Consider the following 17,723-nt stretch of genomic DNA (forward strand, 5'->3'; position numbering starts at 1 on the left):
GGCCCTTGAAACGGAGTGTTTCAGATTGGCACACGCCAGGTTACGTACGGCTACCCACCATGGTGGCTCGCAAGTGAACCACGCCACAGGTCGCCGCTGACCGAAGGAGCAAAGCGCATGGATGGAGTCGCATCCGCCCCCGCCCGCCAACTGGACGCCCTGGTCGTCGGAGCGGGATTCGGCGGCATTCACATGCTGCACAAGCTGCGCAACGAGCTGGGTCTCGACGCCGTCGCCCTCGACAAGGCAGGCGGGGTGGGCGGGACGTGGTACTGGAACAAGTACCCCGGCGCGCTCTCCGACTCCGAGGGCTTCGTATACCAGTACTCGTTCGACAAAGAGCTGTACAAGCAGACGCCCTGGACGACGAAGTTCGTCACACAGCCCGAGATCCTGGCCTATCTCAATGGTGTCGTGGACCGCTACGACCTGCGGGACCACATCCTGCTGGAGACCGGCATGACCGAGGCGGCCTTCGACGAGACCTCGGGCACCTGGACGGTGCGCACCGATCAGGGCACCATCTTCCAGTGCCGCTTCCTCGTCACAGGACTCGGGCTCCTCTCCGCCACCAACGTTCCCGACTTCCCCGGCATGGAGCGGTTCGAGGGGCGTCTCGTACACACCGGCGCCTGGCCGGAGGACCTGGACCTGATTGGCAAACGTGTCGGGGTCATCGGCAACGGTTCGACGGGTAACCAGGTGATCACCGCCACGGCTCCCGTGGCCGCCCACCTGACGTCGTTCCAGCGGACTCCGCAGTACAGCGTGCCCGCCGGCAACCGCACTCTGCCGGCGGAGACGATCCAGGCGGCGCACGACAACTTCGACGCCACGTGGGACCAGGTGCGCAACAGCAACGTCGCCATGGGGTTCGTCGAGAGCACCGTGGAGACGTTCAGCGTGTCGGCCGAGGAACGCGAGCGCGTCTACCAGCGGGCCTGGGACGAGGGCGGCGGCTTCCGCTTCATGTTCGAGACCTTCTGCGACATCGCCACCGACCCGGCCGCGAACGAAGAGGCGGCCAAGTTCATCCGCGGCAAGATCGCCGAGATCGTCGAAGATCCCGAGACGCGCCGCAAGCTGACGCCCACCGACCTCTACGCCCGGCGTCCACTGTGCGACTCCGGGTACTACGAGACCTTCAACTGGCCCAACGTCTCGCTGGTCAGTCTCAAGGAGACCCCGATCACCGAGGTGACGGCGGAAGGAATCGTGACGGCGGACGGAACGCTGCACGAACTTGACGTCATCGTGTGTGCCACGGGCTTCGACGCGGTCGACGGCAACTACCTCCGGGCCGACATCCAGGGCCGCCAGGTTCTGAGCCTGCGCGAGCACTGGAACGACGGACCCACGAGTTACCTGGGCATGGCCACCAGCGGCTTCCCCAACATGTTCATGATTCTCGGCCCCAACGGTCCCTTCACCAACCTTCCGCCCTCGATCGAGACGCAGGTCGACTGGATCGGCGACACAATCCGGCACGTCTCGGACGGCGACGTGGGCTGGATCGAGCCCACTCCCGAAGCCGAGAGCCGCTGGACCGAGGTCTGTGCGGAGATCGCCGACCAGACGTTGTTCCCGCAGGCCGCGTCGTGGATCTTCGGCGCCAACATCCCAGGCAAGAAGCGCACCGTCATGTTCTACCTCGGCGGCCTGAAGGAGTACCGCACGCTGCTCGCCGAGGAATCGTCGGCCGGTTACCCCGCCTTCACTCTCACGAAGGCCACGACCCTCACGCCGGCCTGACGACGGCCCCTTAACCGGCCGGGGTGGACGTCCTTCACGTCCACCCCGGCCGTCGAGGCACAACGAAGGACGCACCATGACGAAGTACGCAACCGTCGACCCGGCAACGGGCAAGGTACTGCGCGAGTTCCCCACCCTGTCCGACACGGAGGCCGAACAGGCCGTCACCCGCTCGCACGACGCCTACAGGGCATGGCACCGCGCCAAGACCGCCGACCGCGCCTCCGTACTGGCTCGTGTCGCCGACCTGCACCGACGCCACGCCGACGAACTGGCCGAGCTGATGAGTCTGGAGATGGGCAAGCCCATCACGCAGGCCAGGGGCGAGGTGGAACTGTCGGCATCGATCTACGAGTACTACGCGACGTCGGGACCGGGACTCCTCGCCGACGAGGTCCTCGACATCGCCGGGAGCGGGCGGGCCGTGGTGCGAACAGCCCCCATCGGACCGCTGCTCGGCATCATGCCCTGGAACTTCCCCCTCTACCAGGCTGCCCGGTTCGTGGCGCCCAATCTGCTGCTGGGCAATACCATCCTGTTGAAGCACGCCGGGAGTTGCCCGCAGCAGGCTCTGCGTCTGGGTGAGCTCATCGACACCGCCGGCGCGCCGCCAGGGGTCTACCAGAATGTCTTCGCGACCACGGACCAGGTGGCGGCCATGATCGCCGATCCGCGTCTGCAGGGTGTGTCCCTGACGGGTTCGGAACGCGCCGGAAGCGCGGTCGGGGCGACCGCCGGGCGTTACCTCAAGAAGTGCGTGCTGGAACTCGGCGGCTCCGACCCCTTCATCGTGCTGCCCGGGGCCGACCTGGAGGCGGCCGTGCAAGCCGCTGCCCAGGGACGGTTCTGGAACGCCGGCCAGGCCTGCACCTCTTCCAAACGCCTGATCGTCGAGGCATCGATCTGGGATCGGTTCCTTGAGGCCTTCCTGCGCAAGGCAGCGGACTTCCGGTCCGGCAACCCCATGAGTGAGGAGACCCTCCTCGGCCCCATGGCCTCCGTTTCGGCACGGGCCGAACTGGCCGCCCAGGTGGACGACGCGGTGGCCAAGGGCGCTGTGGTCCACCTCGGCGGAAAGATCCCGGACGGCGAGGGCGCCTACTATCCCGCGACCGTGCTCTCCGGCGTGACACCGGACATGCGGGCCTACTACGAGGAACTCTTCGGACCGGTGGCCGTCCTCCACCGGGTTGAATCCCTGGATGAGGCCGTCGAACTGGCCAACGACTCTCCCTACGGGCTCGGCAGCGCCGTGTTCGCCCGCGACGAGGAGGCCGATGTCGTCGCGAACCGGCTGGAGGCCGGGATGGTCGGCATCAACACCACGATCAGGAGCGCCCCGGACCTGCCGTTCGGGGGCGTGAAGAACTCAGGCATCGGTCGCGAGCTCGGCCGTTTCGGCCTGGACGAGTTCTCGAACAAGAAACTGCTCCGCTTCGCCTGAACCACTGCTGGATGCGGGCGGCCACGCCCGGACATTCGGCCCGAGCCGCTCGACATCAGGAGGAACCGTGCGCGCTGCCGTCTACCACGGAAGCAGGAAGCTCAGCATCGAGGACGTGCCGGAACCGTCCCCCGACGCGGGACAGGTGAAGGTGCGGGTCAGCCGCAACGGCATCTGCGGTACCGATCTACACGAGTACTACGACGGTCCCATCTTCGTCCCCGAAGACCCTCATCCCCTCACCGGCAGGAGCATGCCGGTAGTCCTGGGACACGAGTTCTCGGGTGTCGTCACGGAAACCGGCAAGGGCGTGACGGACGTACGCGAGGGCGACCACGTCGTCATCGAACCGATCTACCGCTGTGGAACCTGTCGTGCGTGCAAAGCGGGCCACTACAACGTGTGCGCCGTCATCGGCTTTCACGGCCTCATGGCGGACGGCGGCATGGCCGAGTACACCGTCGTGCCGGAGAACCAGGTGCACAGGTTGCCCGACCGGATTCCGCTCGAACTGGGTGCGCTGGTGGAGCCCCTGGCCGTCGCCCATCACGCCGCCGTCATGGGGGAGGTCAACGGCGACAGCACCGCTCTCGTCTACGGGGCCGGTCCGATCGGCATCGGCCTCTGGTTCGCGCTGCGCGGCATGGGGCTGACCGAGATCGACGTGATCGAGCCGTCGGAGACCCGGCGGGCATCGATCGAGGCGCTCGGTGCCCGGACCCTCGATCCCACGGCGCAGGACGTGCCCGCCCTGATCGCCGAGCGCATGAACGGAGTGGGTGTCGACGCCGCATTCGACGCGGCCGGCGTCGCACCCGCGGTCGAATCGGCTCTGCAGTGCCTGGGTGAGCGCCGCCCCTTGGTGAGCGTCGCGATCTACGACAAGCCGATCCCAACCCCGCTCATCCAGCTGGTCCTCAGGGAGCGCCGCATCCAGGGGACCATCTGCTACACCCACGAGGACTACCAGGCGGTCATCCGGCTCATGGCCGAAGGGCACTACGACACCACCGGCTGGGTGGACACCGTGCCGCTGACCGCTGTCCTCGACGAGGGTTTCGAGGCCTTGCGACAAGGCCGTCGGATGAAGGTCCTCGTCGATCCCACGCGTTGATCCGCGAGACCGTCACCCCATCTGCGGAAACAGGAGAACCCAGGACATGACAGTCGCCCACATCACCGGTGCCGCCCGAGGCATCGGCCGTGCCATTGCCCTGCGGTTGGCCGAAGACGGGCATGACATCGCGGTGTCCGACCTTGCCGCGATGAGCGAGGAACTGGAGTCCACGCGCGGCGCCGCGGAAGCGCACGGCGTTCGGGCCGTCGCCCTGACCGGTGATGTCACGGACCAGGAATCCGTTCGCCGACTGGTCACCGGTACGGCGCAGCAACTCGGCTCGCTGGACGTCATGGTGGCCAACGCCGGCGTTGCGCAGACCAAGGCCCTGCTGGACGTGACACCGCAGGAGTACGACCGGGTACACGCCGTCAACGGCCGCGGTGTCTTCCTCTGCTACACGGAGGCCGCGCGTCAGATGATCGCCCAGGGCGGCGGAGGCAAGATCATCGGCGCCTCTTCGATAGCCGGTCACAAGGGCTTCCCACTGCTGGGGGTCTACAGTTCGTCCAAGTTCGGGGTTCGTGCCCTGACCCAGGCCGCCGCGCAGGAGTGGGCCGAGCACGGAATCACCGTTAACGCCTACTGCCCCGGCATCGTCGACACCCACATGTGGGTGGAGGTCGACCGCGACCTCGGCGCCATCAACAAGGTCGGCGAGGGCGAGTCGATGAAGGCCATGGCCGCCGGGATCGCCCTCGGCCGGGTCTCCACCGGACAGGACGTCGCTGCCTTCGTGTCCTTCCTCGCCGGACCCGACTCCGACTACATGACGGGCCAGTCGGCACTGATCGACGGCGGCATGCTGTTCGTCTGAACCGGGTCGGAGTCGTTGGACGAGCAGCCGAGGGACCGTACCGCAGTCGGTATGGTCCCTCGGTCGTATTCGCCGTGCGTGCTCGTCACCCGCTCTTGACCGAGTCGAGGAGCAGCTGGGCCACGTCCACGACCTGGACGGACTCCTTGGCCTTGACGCCCGTGGCGGAGCCACTTTCGGCTGCGGTCTTCTTGCCGTTGACCGAGTCGGTCAGCATGACGAGGCAGAACGGGCAGGCGGTGGAGACGATGTCCGGGTTGAGGGACAGGGCCTCGTCGACGCGCTCGTTGTTGATGCGCTTGCCGATCCGCTCCTCCATCCACATCCGCACACCGCCGGCGCCGCAGCAGAAGCCGCGCCTGGATGACCTCGTAGTCGCCGCCGAGCTGCGGATATTCGTTGCCGAGGGTGTTGAGGCAGTGCGGGCAGGTCGCGACGATCTTCTTCGCGGCCTTCGGCTTCCTCGACTCCGCGGTGACCTTGCCGTCGTCGTCCACCTCCTCGCCGAAGGCGGCGTTGAGGGACATGACATTCTCCATGCCGAGCTCCTGGAACAGGGGCTCGTTGCCGAGGCGCCGGGCGGAGTCACCGGTGCACTTCTCGTCGCCGCCCATGATCGCGAACGTGACACCCGCCATGTGCAGCAGCTCGGCGAAGGCCTTGGTGGTCTTCTTGGCCCGGTCCTCCAGGGCGCCCGCGCAGCCGACCCAGTACAGGTACTCGACCTCGGTGAGGTTTTCGATGTCCCGTCCGACGACCGGGATCTCGAAGTCGACCTCCTTGGTCCACTCCAGCCGCTGCTTCTTGGCCAGCCCCCAGGGGTTGCCCTTCTTCTCCGGGTTCTTGAGCATCGTGCCCGCCTCGGACGGGAACGCGGACTCGATCATCACCTGGTAGCAGCGCATGTCGACGATGTGGTCGACGTGCTCGATGTCGACCGGGCACTGCTCGACACAGGCGCCGCAGGTGGTGCAGGACCACAGGACGTCGGGGTCGATGACCCCGTTCTCCTCCAGCGTCCCGATCAGCGGCCGCTCGGCCTCCGCGAGGGCGGCGGCCGGCACGTCCCCCAGCTGCTCGGCGCTCGCCTTCTCCTCGCCCTCCATGTCCTGCCGCCGCCCGCCAGCAGGTAGGGGGACTTGGCGTGCGCGTGGTCGCGCAGCGACATGATCAGCAGCTTCGGGGAGAGCGGCTTGCCGGTGTTCCAGGCGGGACACTGCGACTGGCAGCGCCCGCACTCGGTGCAGGTGGAGAAGTCGAGCAGGCCCTTCCAGGAGAACTGCTCGACCTGGGAGACGCCGAAGACGTCGTCGTCGCCCGGGTCGGTGAAGTCGATCGGCTTCCCGCCGCTCGTCATCGGCTGCAGCGCGCCGAGCGCGGTGGAACCGTCGGCGTTGCGCTTGAACCAGATGTTCGGGAACGCGAGGAAGCGGTGCCAGGCCACACCCATGTTGGTGTTGAGCGAGACCACGATCATCCACACGAACGAGGTGCCGATCTTGATCGTCGCGACCAGGTAGACCAGGTTCTGCAGCGTGCCGAGGCCGAGGCCCTTGAAAGGCCAGGACCAGCGGGTACGAGGCGAAGTAGCCGGCCTCGTAGTGCTCCACGTGGTGCAGTGCGCCCTCCAGGCCGCGCAGCACGTAGATGGCGAGGCCGATGGTGAGGATGACGTACTCGACGAAGTACGCCTGACCCGACTTGGAGCCCGCGAAGCGGGACTTGCGGCCGGCCCGCGAGGGCTGGCTCAGCAGCCGGATCACCATGAGCACGGCGATGCCCAGGACGGTCATCACGCCGATGAACTCGATGTACATCTCGAACGGCAGGAACTCGCCGATGACCGGCAGCACCCAGTCGGCCTGGAAGAGCTGGCCGAAAGCCTGCAGCAGGGTCGGCGGCAGCGTCAGGAAGCCGACGGCCACGAACCAGTGGGCGAAACCGACGATGCCCCACCGGTTCTCTGTGACCGAGGAACTCCTTCACCAGCGTCACGCTGCGCTGGTACGGGTTGTCGGTGCGGAGGCCGGCGGGCACCGGCTGGCCGAGCTTGAAGTACCGGACGAACTGGCCGATGGCGCGTGCGATGAGCGCGACGCCGACCACGGTCAGGACCAGCGACACGATGATCGCGGCGAGTTGCATAAAAACCTCTCCGTCTCATCGAGGGGCGTCATCCCATCCCGGCAGGTGGCCCCTCGGCGCGACGCGGTAGTGGTGTCAGCCCTGGCGGGCCCGGATCTCGGCGGTGAGTCGCGGCAGCACGTCGAACAGGTCACCGACGACGCCGTAGTCGGCCAGATCGAAGATCGGCGCTTCGGCGTCCTTGTTGACGGCGACGATGGTTTTCGACGTCTGCATGCCCGCGCGGTGCTGGATGGCACCGGAGATACCGGCCGCGACGTACAACTGCGGGCTGACCTGCTTGCCGGTCTGTCCGATCTGGTTGCTGTGCGGGTACCAGCCCGCGTCGACCGCGGCGCGGGAAGCGCCCACGGCGCCGCCCATCGCATCGGCGAGTTCCTCGATTACCCGGAAGCCGTCGGCCGACCCCAGGCCACGTCCGCCGGAGACGACAACGGCCGCCTCGGTGGGATCGGGCCGGCCGGTGACCACACGTTCGTTGCGCGCGACGACCTTGGTTCCCATGACACCGGGCGAGAACTGCACGGTGACCGGGAACACGGTGCCGGTGGCCGGTTCAGCCTCGGGCACTGTCGAGTTCGCCTTGACCGCAATGACAGGAATCCCCCGTCGCACCGTGGACTTGACCGCATAGGCTCCTGCGAAGCGGACTGCGTGGCCACCGGCCCGAGATCTCCGGCTTCCAGGTCGATCGCGTCGGTGATGAGGCCGGATCCCAGCCGCAGAGCGGTACGCGCAGCGATCTCCTTGTTCTCGGCCGAGGCGGTCACGAGGACAGCCTGCGCTTCGTAGTCCTTGGCGATCTGGACCAGGGCGTCGACCTCGGGCACCACCAGATGATCCGTGAACTCCTGACCGTCGGCCACGTAGACCTTGGCGGCGCCGTACTCGCCGGCCCGGGCCGCGATGGCCGGAGCGGCGTCCCCGGCGCCCAGGACCAGGGCGGCGGGGCGCCCAGACGGCGGGCCAGAGTCAGGATTTCCAGCGTCGGTCTGCGGATCTGCCCTTCCGCCGTGTCGACCAGGACGAGGATGTCACCCATTGCTCATATCTCCAGGGGCTGGGGTTTCTGCATTGAGAGGTGGTTCAACAACTCGCATGCGGGCAGACGAATGGGGCGTTGGCGAGGAAGGCCGTGAGGTGCAGGCCGCCCTCTCCCTCGTCGTTCACGACGGTGCCGGCGGCGCGCGGCGGTCGCGCCGCGATGTCCAGGACCGTGCTGCACGCACCAGCCGTGCCGATCTGGTCGGGCTCGAGACCCAGGTCATGCAGGCCGAGCGTCTCCACGGGCTTCTTCTTGGCGGCCATGATGCCCTTGAAGGACGGATAACGGGCCTCACCGGACTGGTCCGTCACCGACACCACGCCGGCAGGCGGGCTTCGAGTTGCTCGGACGCTGCGTCACCATCGCGGCGGCCGCTCAGCACACCGTTCTCCAGCGCGACTTCTGAAAGGAGCGTCATCTGGGGAACGTGCAGCCGCTCGGCGAGCAGCGCCGGGAGGACCCCCATCGCGCCGTCGGTCGAGGCCATGCCGCACAACACCAGGTCGTAGCCGACACGTTCCAGGGCTTTGGCCAGCACGAGCGAGGTGCCTAGTACGTCCGAACCCCGGATGTCCTCGTCGCTCACGTGCACGGCCTTGTCAGCACCCATGGCCAGCGCCTTGCGCAGGGCGTCTTTCGCCTCCCCAGGGCCCGCCGTCAGGACGGTGACCTCGACGTCGTCCTCCGACGCCTCGACGATGCGCAGGGCCTGCTCCACGCCGTACTCGTCCAACTCCGACAGGAGACCGTCCGTGGACTCCCGGTCGGTGGTGAGGTCTGTCGTGAAGCCGCGTTCGCCTCCGGCGTCGGGGACATACTTCACGCAGACGACGATTCTCAAGCTCATGATGCGTTTCCTTGATCGCGGGTTACGGTCTCCGAGAGAGCGGCCCAGCCGCATCGCGGAGTCAGGCCATGGCGTCGACGCCGGTCAGGGCACGGCCGATGATGAGCTTCTGGACCTGGCTGGTGCCTTCGTAGAGCGTGAGCACCCGGGCGTCACGGACATACTTGCCGACCGGGTACTCGTCGATGAATCCGTAACCGCCGAAGACCTGCAAGCAGTTGTTGCTCACGCGGACGGCGGTCTCGCTCGCGTGGTACTTCGCGATCGAGGCGTCCATCGCGTACTCCTTGGGACCGGCTCCGGCGTCCGCCATGCGGGCGACCTGGTGGGTCAGGAGCCGAGAGGCCCGCACATCGACCGCGGAGTCGGCGAGCAGTTCCTGCACCAGTTGGAAGGAAGCGATCGGCTTGCCGAACTGGGTACGTTCGGTGGAGTAGCGCACTGCCGCGTCCAGTGATGCCTGGGCCACGCCGACGGCGCCGGCTGCCACGGAGATACGTCCGCGTGACAGGGCGCCCAGAGCGATGCCCATGCCCTTCCCCGCCTGGCCCAACCGCGCGGAGTCCGGTACCCGTACGGAGTCGTAGGTGAGTTCGGCGGTCGCCTGTCCCCGCAGGCCGAGTTTGCCGTGGATCTCCGCGGCCGAGAAGCCAGGGGTGTCGGTCGGCACCAGGAAGGCCGTGACGCCCTCGTCGGTGCGGGCGAACGTCAGGGCGACCTTGGCCCAGGTGCCGTTCGTGATGAACATCTTGCTGCCGTTGATCACCCAGTCGCCGTCGGAGCGTACGGCGCGCGTGGCCAGGGCCCCCGCGTCCGAGCCGGTCCCGGGCTCCGTCAGGGCGAAGCAGCCGAGGGCTTCGCCACTGACCAGTCGCGGCAGCCATTGCTGCTTCTGCTCCTCGGTGCCGTGGGCGGCGATGGTCTTGGTGACCAGACCCAGTGAGACCGATACGATCCCGCGGACCGAGGAGTCGCCGCGCCCGAGTTCCTCGGTCACCAGCGTGTACGACAGCATGTCAGCGTCCACGCCGCCGTACTCTTCGGGGATCGTCAGTCCCAGGAAGCCGAGTTCGCCGAGCCGTTTCACGACTACGGGGTCGACCTGTTCGGCGCGATCCCAGTCGCGGGCGTGCGGAGCGATCTCCGTGTCGACGAATTCGGCGGCCATGGCTTTGATGTCGCGTTGCGTCTCGGTGAGGCCGAAGTTCCGGGTGTCCATCGCTGGTTCTCCTTGGTCGGGCAGGGGCAAAGGCAGAGGCGGGGCGTCAGGCGAGGTCGTCGAAGGGGACGGCGGGCTGGGTGAGCGGCAGTCCCAGTTGGGCGCGCTCGGTGAGCCACCGGGTGGGCCGGTACCGGGCGTCACCAGTGACCGCGAGGAGCCGCTGATGCAACGTCAGCAGGTGTCGCGGACCGATGCGGTCCCCCCACTCCAGGGGCCCCACGGGGTAACCGAGGCCCGCCACGACGGCCGTGTCGATGGCCTCCGGGGTGGCGATGTGCCGTTCGGCGATGGAGGCGGCCACGGAGGTGATGGAAGCCAGGAGCCGCTGGGCCACCGAGCCGGCGGTGTCGCGGATCACCGACACGCTGTACGGACCGCCGCCGTCATGGCCGTACCCGGCGAGGACGGCGCGGGCGTTCCGAGTCGCCTGCGGGTCGGCTCCCGGGGTGACGGCCAGGACGCGACGGCCCGTGCCGAGGGACAGGGGGTCGACGCCGAACGTGTGGCGGGCGGACAGCCCTTCGCGTTCCACGGCGTCGGCGACGGTCGTGCCCCAGGTCGGCACGAGCACCAGTGTGTCGGACGGCATCCGTCCGGGGTCCGTCCGGACGTCGGCCCCTTCCTCGGCGAGGGTCCGGCGCAGGCTGTCGGCGTCCGGTCCCGTACCGAGGACCCGGACGGGGCTCCGGGCGTCGCCCGCGACCGGCGGCTCGGGGACGGTCTCGGGTTTGCCGTCGGTGTAGGTGTGGAAGCCGCGCCCGGTCTTGCGTCCGTGCAGTCCGGCGACCACCCGGTTGGGTGTGAGATAGGAGGGGCGGAGCCGGTCGGAATGCCGGAAACCCCGCCAGATGGAGTCGATGACGGATGAGGTGACGTCCAGGCCCGTGAGGTCCATCAGCTCGAACGGCCCCATGCGCAGGCCGAGTACGTCGCGGGCGATCCGGTCGATGCCCACCGCGTCGGAAACCGACTCCTCCAACAGGGCAAGCGCCTCGGTGACGAGTCCGCGGCCGGCGTGGTTGACGAGGAAGCCCGGAGTGTCCGCCACGGTCACGGCGTTGTGTCCGGTGGCCCTGACCAGGTCGACCAGGCGCGGCGCGATGTCCGGGCGGGTCCGCGCTCCCGGCACGACCTCCACGATCCTCATCAACGGCACCGGGTTGAAGAAGTGCAGTCCCACCAGGCGCGACGGGTCGGCCAGGCCGGCCGCGATGCGGGTGACGGACAACGAGGAGGTGTTGGTGGCGAAGACGGTCTCGGCGGGCATACCGCACTCGAGTTGACGGAACAGCTCCGTCTTGGTCTTCAGATCCTCCCGGACGGCCTCGATGACGAGATCCACCTTCTCGCCGTGCGCGACGGGTGGGTCCACAGCCACGATCCGCTGTTCGGCGGCCGACGCCTCGTCGTCGGTCAGGCGTTGCTTCTTCACCGCCCGCCGGAGCATGTCCCGTACGAAGGCGAGCGCGTCGTCCACGGCTTCCGGACGGGCGTCGCACAGCTCCACGTCGTGGCCCGCGGTCGCGGCCCACTGGGCGATGCCGCGGCCCATGGCGCCGGCACCGATGATCCTGATACGCACGGAAATCCTCGTTTCTTCAGCGAAGGTAGACGCGACGCGGGTCGACGTCCTCGCGCAGCAGGCGGAGTTCGGCCGCGGTCGGTGGTTCGACGGTGTCCACGGTGTCGGCGACCTCGAGGTCCCAGCCGGTGGCCGACCGGACCTGGTCGACGGTGATCCCTGGGTGCACGGCCACGAGTCGCAGCTCTTCCCCGACGCCCTCTCTGGCGAGGATGCCCAGGTCCGTGATCACCCGGGTCACCCCGGCCCCCCGGGGCCGGATGCCGTCGGCCCGCGCGCGGTCCGGGCCCGGAGAGGTGCAGAAGTCGAGTTCGGCGGGGAAGGACCGCTGCTCGTGCCGTCGCATGACGACGAACACCTCACGCGAGTTGGCCATGACCTCCATGGCGCCGCCCGACCCGGGCAGACGTACCTTCGGCCGGTGCCAATCGCCGATGACCGAGGAGTTGAGGTTCCCCCACCGGTCGATCTGCGCGGCACCGAGGAAACCGACGTCGATGTGTCCACCCTGGAGCACATAGCCGAACAGGGCGGGGATGGAAAGGACGGCTTCCGCGTCGGTGATCAGCACCGAGTCGGCGATCGTTTCCGGCAGGTGCGAGGGATGCGCGCCGCACACCCCGGACTCGTACACGATCTCCAGCCCCGGAGCCACGGTGAGGTGGGCCAGGGAGGCCGCGAGGGTGGGAAGGCCGATGCCGGCGAAGACAGTGTGCCTGCCCACGAGTTCGCGTGAGGCGATGACGGACAGCAGTTCCGAGGACGTGACGTCCTCGGTGACGGTCCGATCCGGTACGACGGTCATCCGGCGTTCCTCCTTCGTGTGCCCCGTGGGCCGGGACAGGTGCTCGTACGGGGCCTCGGCAGGTCGGGGCTCATCGGCGGCGTCCGTAGTTCACCGGGAGGCTGAGTGCCTCGCCGACGGCCAGGCGGGAGCGGAGTTCGGTGCCTAGTTTCGCCACGTACTCGGCGTGATCACGAGTGCCGTGGACCCACTCGTCGATCCAGGACCGCAGGTGCCCGGGGTCGCTGCTGATCTCCGACCAGGCCCGGTAGAAGTCGTTGTCCCGGTCGTAGTAGCCCTGTGCGAACGAGGGGTGCGCGCCCCAGGGGCAGACGACCACCGCGTCCACGGCGTGCGCCGGGATGACGGTGCGGTTCGGGTCCGAGCGCACGACCTCGTCGGGCACGACCTCCTCCACGACGACCACGGATCGCCGCGCCGCGAAGACGGCCTCCGCCTGCACGCCGGTCAATCCCCAGACCTGGGTGTTGCCCAGCCGGTCGGCGCGCTGCGCGTGGACGATCGTCACATCCGGATGGACGGGGGGTACGACGTAGAGCGCTTCGGGTTCCTCGCCTTCGGCCGTGTACGGCGACATCACCTTGCGGATGGCCGGGTTGACGGAGGGCAGGTCGCTGCCGCCGTACGAGCGCAGTGGATAGAAGGGCAGCCGCTGCGCGCCCGCCAGGTAGCGCCCCACCATCCCGTAGTGGCTGTACTCCTCGAAGTCCAGTGGTTCCGGCTCGCCCTTCTCGATCCTGCGTCGCAGCTCGCCCAGGGAGCCGGCGGAGGAGTTGCCGACGAAGGACGAGACCAGTTTGGTGACGCAGCCGGCGGCGAGCATCTGGTCCACCACGATGTCCGCGGTCATCCGGACGACCTTGAGGTCCTTTCGCCGCTGCCTGATGATCTCGTGACCCGCGGCGGTCGGAATGAGGTGGGTGAATCCCTCGAGACAGACGGTGTCTCCGTCGTGGACGTGCGTGGCAATGGCCTCGCGCATCGTCGTGACCTTGTCCGTGGCGGGACGGCGACGGTCGGTGGGCGGGCTGTTCGGGGCGGCCGGTCCCATGGATGCTCCTCCGGCGGGCTCGGGAGTGATGCCTTCACCGTGACACCGTGATTAGGTACAGTCCAATACCAAATCAACGTCACACTGAGACGATCAATTAATAAGACGTGGCGCGCCCAGCGCCGGAAGCGGAGCCGACGATGGAACTGCGCCATCTCATCGCCTTCATCGCCGTGGCGGAGGAGCTGCACTTCGGTCGTGCCGCCCAGCGGCTGCAGATGGCCCAACCGCCGCTCAGCCAGCAAATTCGCCGGCTGGAGAAGGAACTGGGCGTCCAACTCTTCGAACGCAACACCCGATCGGTACGACTCACCAGCGCGGGCCGTTCCTTCCTCGAACCGGCACGGACCGTGATGCAAGACCTCGACCAGGCTCGCCGAGCGGCCAAAGCGGCCGGCCGAGGCGAATACGGCCGGGTCACCGTCGGGTTCGCCGGGGCCTCCAGTCATGAAACCCTCCCCGGGCTGACGAGAGCCCTGCGCGCCGCACACCCCGGTATCGAGCTGGTCCTGGAAGGGCAGACCTACGCCAACGTCGCCCTGGCCCGCGTCGCCGACGGCTCGCTCGACCTCGGTTTCGTACGCCTTCCCGTCACGCACCCCGGCGTGGCGACACGGGTCGTCGGCGAGGAGGAACTCGTGTGCGCTCTGCCCCTCGACCACCCACTGGCGGACCGCGACACGATCCCGGCCGGGGCACTGAAGGAGGAGCCCTTTGTCAGCTTCCCCGCCAACGCCGGGTCCTCGCTGCGCGACGCCACCTTCCGCACCTGCGAGGACGCGGGGTTCACCCCGCGGGTCGTCCAGGAAGCGCCGGACTCCTACACGATTCTGGCCCTGGTCGCCGCCGGCGTCGGCGCGACCCTGACCCTGACATCCTGTCAGCACGTTCAGCAGACGGGCCTGTTGTACCGCCCGCTGGCCGGCAGTCCTGTCCGACTGCAGGCAGCCCTGGCGTGGCGCAAGGACAATCCTTCGGCCACGCTGCAGACGGTCCTGGCGGTGGCTGACCGCGTCCTGCCCACCCCCGCGCACCGCTAAGACGTATTGCGTATCAATATCCCGTCGATTAGGTATTGGACGTTCTCAGTCCCGTGATGCGAAGGTCGAGGTATCCACCTCGCCACCCCTCCGGGAAGGCCTTCGACATGCCCGCGCTGCCCGACGTCGTCATCACCGAGCCGCTGCGTACCCCCATCGGCCGATTCGGCGGTGCCCTCGCCGGTCAGCGGCCGGCCGGACTCGCCGCCACGGTCATTTCCGAGATCGTGCACCGCACCGGCATCGATCCGAGCGTGGTGGACGAGGTGATCCTCGGTCACGCCTACCCCACGTCCGACGCCCCGGCGATCGGGCGGGTCGCCGCACTCGACGTGGGGCTGCCCCACTCCGTCACAGGGACCCAGGTCGACCGACGCTGCGGTTCCGGACTCCAGGCCGTTCTGGACGCGGCCATGCAGATCAGCACCGGGTTCAGCGACGTGGTGATCGCCGGCGGCGTGGACGTCATGAGCGCCGCGCCCTTCTACACCCATGAGGGCCGCTGGGGCATCAAGTCGCCCGCGCTCCAACTGCACGACTCACTGGCGCGCGGACGGGCCACCGCGGGAGGCTTGAACCACCCGATCCCCGGGGGCATGATCGAGACGGCCGAGAACCTGCGTCGTCGTTACGACATCACCCGTGAGGACCAGGACGCGCTCGCCCTGCGCTCGCAGCGGCGCACCGCCGAGGCGATGGAGACCGGTCGGTTCGAGGCGGAAGTCGTGCCGGTCGAGGTGACCGGCCGGAAGGGCACGGTCACGGTCGCGACCGACGAGCACCCGCGCCCGGGGACCACCGCCGCGCAGCTGGCGGCCCTGCGTCCCGTCATGCTCGGCTCCGACCCCACGGCCACGGTGACCGCCGGAAATGCCAGCGGCCAGAACGACGCCGCCGCCGCGTGCCTGGTGACCAGCTCATCCACGGCGGCAACTCTGGGACTCACCCCTCTGGTCCGTCTCGTCTCCTGTGCACGAGCCGGCGTGGCGCCGGAACTCATGGGACTCGGACCGGTGGATGCCACCCGGTCCGCGCTGGCCAGGGCCGGCCTCGATCTGTCCGACATGGACCTCATCGAGATCAACGAGGCCTTCGCCGCCCAGGTGCTGGCCTGCACCCAGGAGCTCGGCCTCAAGAGCGCCGACCATGACCGCATCAACGTCAACGGCTCCGGCATCTCATTGGGGCACCCGGTAGGAGCGACGGGGGCAAGGATCGTCACCACGCTGGCTCGGGAGATATCCCGCAGGCAGGCGCGCTACGGGCTCGTGACGATGTGTATCGGCGGCGGCCAGGGACTCGCGGCCGTCTTCGAACGCGTAACTCCCTGACACCCGCCCGTCAAAGGCATCCGACGTCTCGCCGACACACGTCAGCCATCGCAGAAGAGAGCCGTGACCATGGCCCTGCTCGTCAACGGGATACCCGAGATCTCCGCACTCTCCGGCCGTGACCTCGGCCGCTCGGAATGGAGAGAGGTCACTCAACCACTCATCGACGCCTTCGCCGACGTGTCCGGTGACCACCAGTGGATCCACACGGACGTCGACCGCGCCGCGAAGGGGCCGTTCGGCGGGACCATCGCTCACGGGTACATGATCCTCAGCTGGGGAATCCCCATGTTCGCCGAGCTGCTGCAGGTCACCGGAGTGGGGATGGCGCTCAACTACGGAGTCAACAAGGTCCGCTTCCCCAGTCCCGTACCCGTGGACAGCAGGGTGCGCCTGCACGCCGCCGTCTCGGAAGTGCGCGAGGTCAGCCGTGGCGGCGTACAGATGCACCGCCGGTTCACCTTCGAACTGGAAGCTTCGGAGAAGCCGGCGTGCGTCGCGGAGTCACTCACACACTTCTATCCGTAGGAAGCACGCCGCTCGCCGCACCGCCTTGGACAGGAGCGCCGAGCTCGCACTCGGGACAGAGGGCACACACCACATCCAGAAGCCGACGGTTCAGGGGAAAGAGCCGGTGTGTCGCAGGTTGCGCAGGTGAACCTCCCCGGGGCGTACCACTGAGCGCACGCCCTGACCGATGACCTCACGGTCGTCGGCACTGTGACGGTCCACCTGCTAGCCAAACTCAAAGGCCACCAGTGGCACTACATCAACCCCAACCACGTCCGCCACCACTGGACCCGCCGCAATCCCGTATCACTCATCGTGCTGTCGCCAGAGTGGAGGAGCTGACAGCGTCAACCAGCTCCTCTACCAAGATCCGGACCATACGCGGGCCAATACCGCTTCTCGGGCCTTGAAATCCTCCGTTTCCGCTGGTCAACTGGGTATCGAGCCCGTACCACCAGCAGACGAAGAACCTGCTGGACGCTCCACCCGCGCGATTGAGCAAGACCGCTTGGCGCCACGACATTCCCGGCAACCTGCCACACCCGCGTAGCCAACAGACCGCCTGACCAGCAACACAAAGCGCCTGACGACCCATCAGGACGAGCGTCAAATGAGCGTCACGAGCGTATTTCAGCGTCAAGATATCGCCCGTAACGCCCACACCGCACAGCCGCTAAACGTTAAAGTGGAATGTCAGCGGCTCTAGTATGACCTGCATCTATCGCCGGTTTCGGAACCCGATCCAGCGTGCGCATGGCCGCCAAACCCGCCGGTGCTCGGTTGGGCCAGCCCGGCGCCGTCCCTGACCGGCTACGTCGCGGGCGACCCGGGGCGGAGGGCGGCCTGCATGGCGGTGCGGCAGCGGTCCCAGGAGGCGGGGACGAGGTGTAATGGTGACGTCGGGTATCGGAACTGTCCGAATGCCTTGGTCACAGCGGTGAAATGGGAGTGCGTCCCGGTGGGGATCCCGGCAGGATGCGATCATGGTTGCCCCCTTGGACGTCCCGCGCTTGGT

General features: G+C 67.9%; 11 protein-coding genes and 3 pseudogenes. 7 read left to right on the forward strand and 7 right to left on the reverse strand.

Translation table 11 applies throughout. The features are described 5' to 3' along the window. Positions 1 to 117: 117 nt before the first annotated feature. The 4 genes from FCI23_RS35415 to FCI23_RS35430 all read left to right on the forward strand — a co-directional run bounded on the left by FCI23_RS35415 (position 118) and on the right by FCI23_RS35430 (position 5,130). Positions 118 to 1,752, forward strand: a complete 1,635-nt coding sequence (locus FCI23_RS35415; protein ID WP_136728276.1) for a flavin-containing monooxygenase — start codon at positions 118 to 120, stop codon at positions 1,750 to 1,752. A 76-nt stretch (positions 1,753 to 1,828) separates the two neighbouring features. Beyond that, the gene (locus FCI23_RS35420; protein WP_136728277.1) at positions 1,829 to 3,196 is read left to right on the forward strand and encodes an NAD-dependent succinate-semialdehyde dehydrogenase; all 1,368 of its coding nucleotides are present in this window, start codon (positions 1,829 to 1,831) and stop codon (positions 3,194 to 3,196) included. Positions 3,197 to 3,263: 67 nt separating this feature from the next. Then, positions 3,264 to 4,310 carry a 2,3-butanediol dehydrogenase gene (locus tag FCI23_RS35425; protein ID WP_136728278.1) on the forward strand — a complete coding sequence of 349 codons (1,047 nt, stop codon included), beginning with the start codon at positions 3,264 to 3,266 and terminating at the stop codon, positions 4,308 to 4,310. A 46-nt stretch (positions 4,311 to 4,356) separates the two neighbouring features. Further along, the gene (locus tag FCI23_RS35430) at positions 4,357 to 5,130 is read left to right on the forward strand and encodes an SDR family NAD(P)-dependent oxidoreductase (protein ID WP_136728279.1); all 774 of its coding nucleotides are present in this window, start codon (positions 4,357 to 4,359) and stop codon (positions 5,128 to 5,130) included. Positions 5,131 to 5,215: 85 nt separating this feature from the next. Here the strand turns inward: FCI23_RS35430 and FCI23_RS35435 are convergent. The 7 genes and pseudogenes from FCI23_RS35435 to FCI23_RS35465 all read right to left on the reverse strand — a co-directional run bounded on the left by FCI23_RS35435 (position 5,216) and on the right by FCI23_RS35465 (position 13,827). After that, positions 5,216 to 7,275, reverse strand: a pseudogene (locus tag FCI23_RS35435) ((Fe-S)-binding protein). A 75-nt stretch (positions 7,276 to 7,350) separates the two neighbouring features. Beyond that, positions 7,351 to 8,317, reverse strand: a pseudogene (locus tag FCI23_RS60540) (electron transfer flavoprotein subunit alpha/FixB family protein). Between the two features lie 44 nt (positions 8,318 to 8,361). Continuing rightward, a pseudogene (locus FCI23_RS35445) lies at positions 8,362 to 9,167 on the reverse strand (electron transfer flavoprotein subunit beta/FixA family protein). A 61-nt stretch (positions 9,168 to 9,228) separates the two neighbouring features. Next, positions 9,229 to 10,386 (reverse strand): acyl-CoA dehydrogenase family protein, encoded by a 1,158-nt coding sequence (locus FCI23_RS35450; protein WP_136728280.1) that lies wholly within the window; start codon positions 10,384 to 10,386, stop codon positions 9,229 to 9,231. Positions 10,387 to 10,432: 46 nt separating this feature from the next. Next, positions 10,433 to 11,971 (reverse strand): 3-hydroxyacyl-CoA dehydrogenase, encoded by a 1,539-nt coding sequence (locus FCI23_RS35455; protein WP_136728281.1) that lies wholly within the window; start codon positions 11,969 to 11,971, stop codon positions 10,433 to 10,435. A gap of 16 nt (positions 11,972 to 11,987) precedes the next feature. After that, positions 11,988 to 12,776, reverse strand: coding sequence for a CoA-transferase subunit beta (locus tag FCI23_RS35460; protein ID WP_136728282.1), 789 nt, complete (start codon positions 12,774 to 12,776; stop codon positions 11,988 to 11,990). Between the two features lie 70 nt (positions 12,777 to 12,846). Next, positions 12,847 to 13,827: a CoA transferase subunit A gene (locus tag FCI23_RS35465; protein WP_136728283.1), complete on the reverse strand. Its 981-nt coding sequence runs from the start codon at positions 13,825 to 13,827 to the stop codon at positions 12,847 to 12,849. Between the two features lie 140 nt (positions 13,828 to 13,967). Between FCI23_RS35465 and FCI23_RS35470 the strand changes: the two genes are divergently transcribed. The 3 genes from FCI23_RS35470 (at position 13,968) to FCI23_RS35480 (ending at position 16,726) form a co-directional block, all read left to right on the forward strand. Then, complete coding sequence (locus FCI23_RS35470) at positions 13,968 to 14,867, forward strand: LysR family transcriptional regulator (protein ID WP_136728284.1); 900 nt, start codon at positions 13,968 to 13,970, stop codon at positions 14,865 to 14,867. A gap of 107 nt (positions 14,868 to 14,974) precedes the next feature. Beyond that, positions 14,975 to 16,198: an acetyl-CoA C-acetyltransferase gene (locus FCI23_RS35475; RefSeq protein ID WP_136728285.1), complete on the forward strand. Its 1,224-nt coding sequence runs from the start codon at positions 14,975 to 14,977 to the stop codon at positions 16,196 to 16,198. Between the two features lie 69 nt (positions 16,199 to 16,267). Beyond that, on the forward strand, positions 16,268 to 16,726 hold the full coding sequence (locus tag FCI23_RS35480; protein WP_136728288.1) for a MaoC family dehydratase: 459 nt from the start codon (positions 16,268 to 16,270) through the stop codon (positions 16,724 to 16,726). Positions 16,727 to 17,723 lie beyond the last annotated feature (997 nt).

Origin of the sequence: Actinacidiphila oryziradicis (genome assembly GCF_005047355.1) — a bacterium.
Lineage (GTDB): Bacteria > Actinomycetota > Actinomycetes > Streptomycetales > Streptomycetaceae > Actinacidiphila > Actinacidiphila oryziradicis.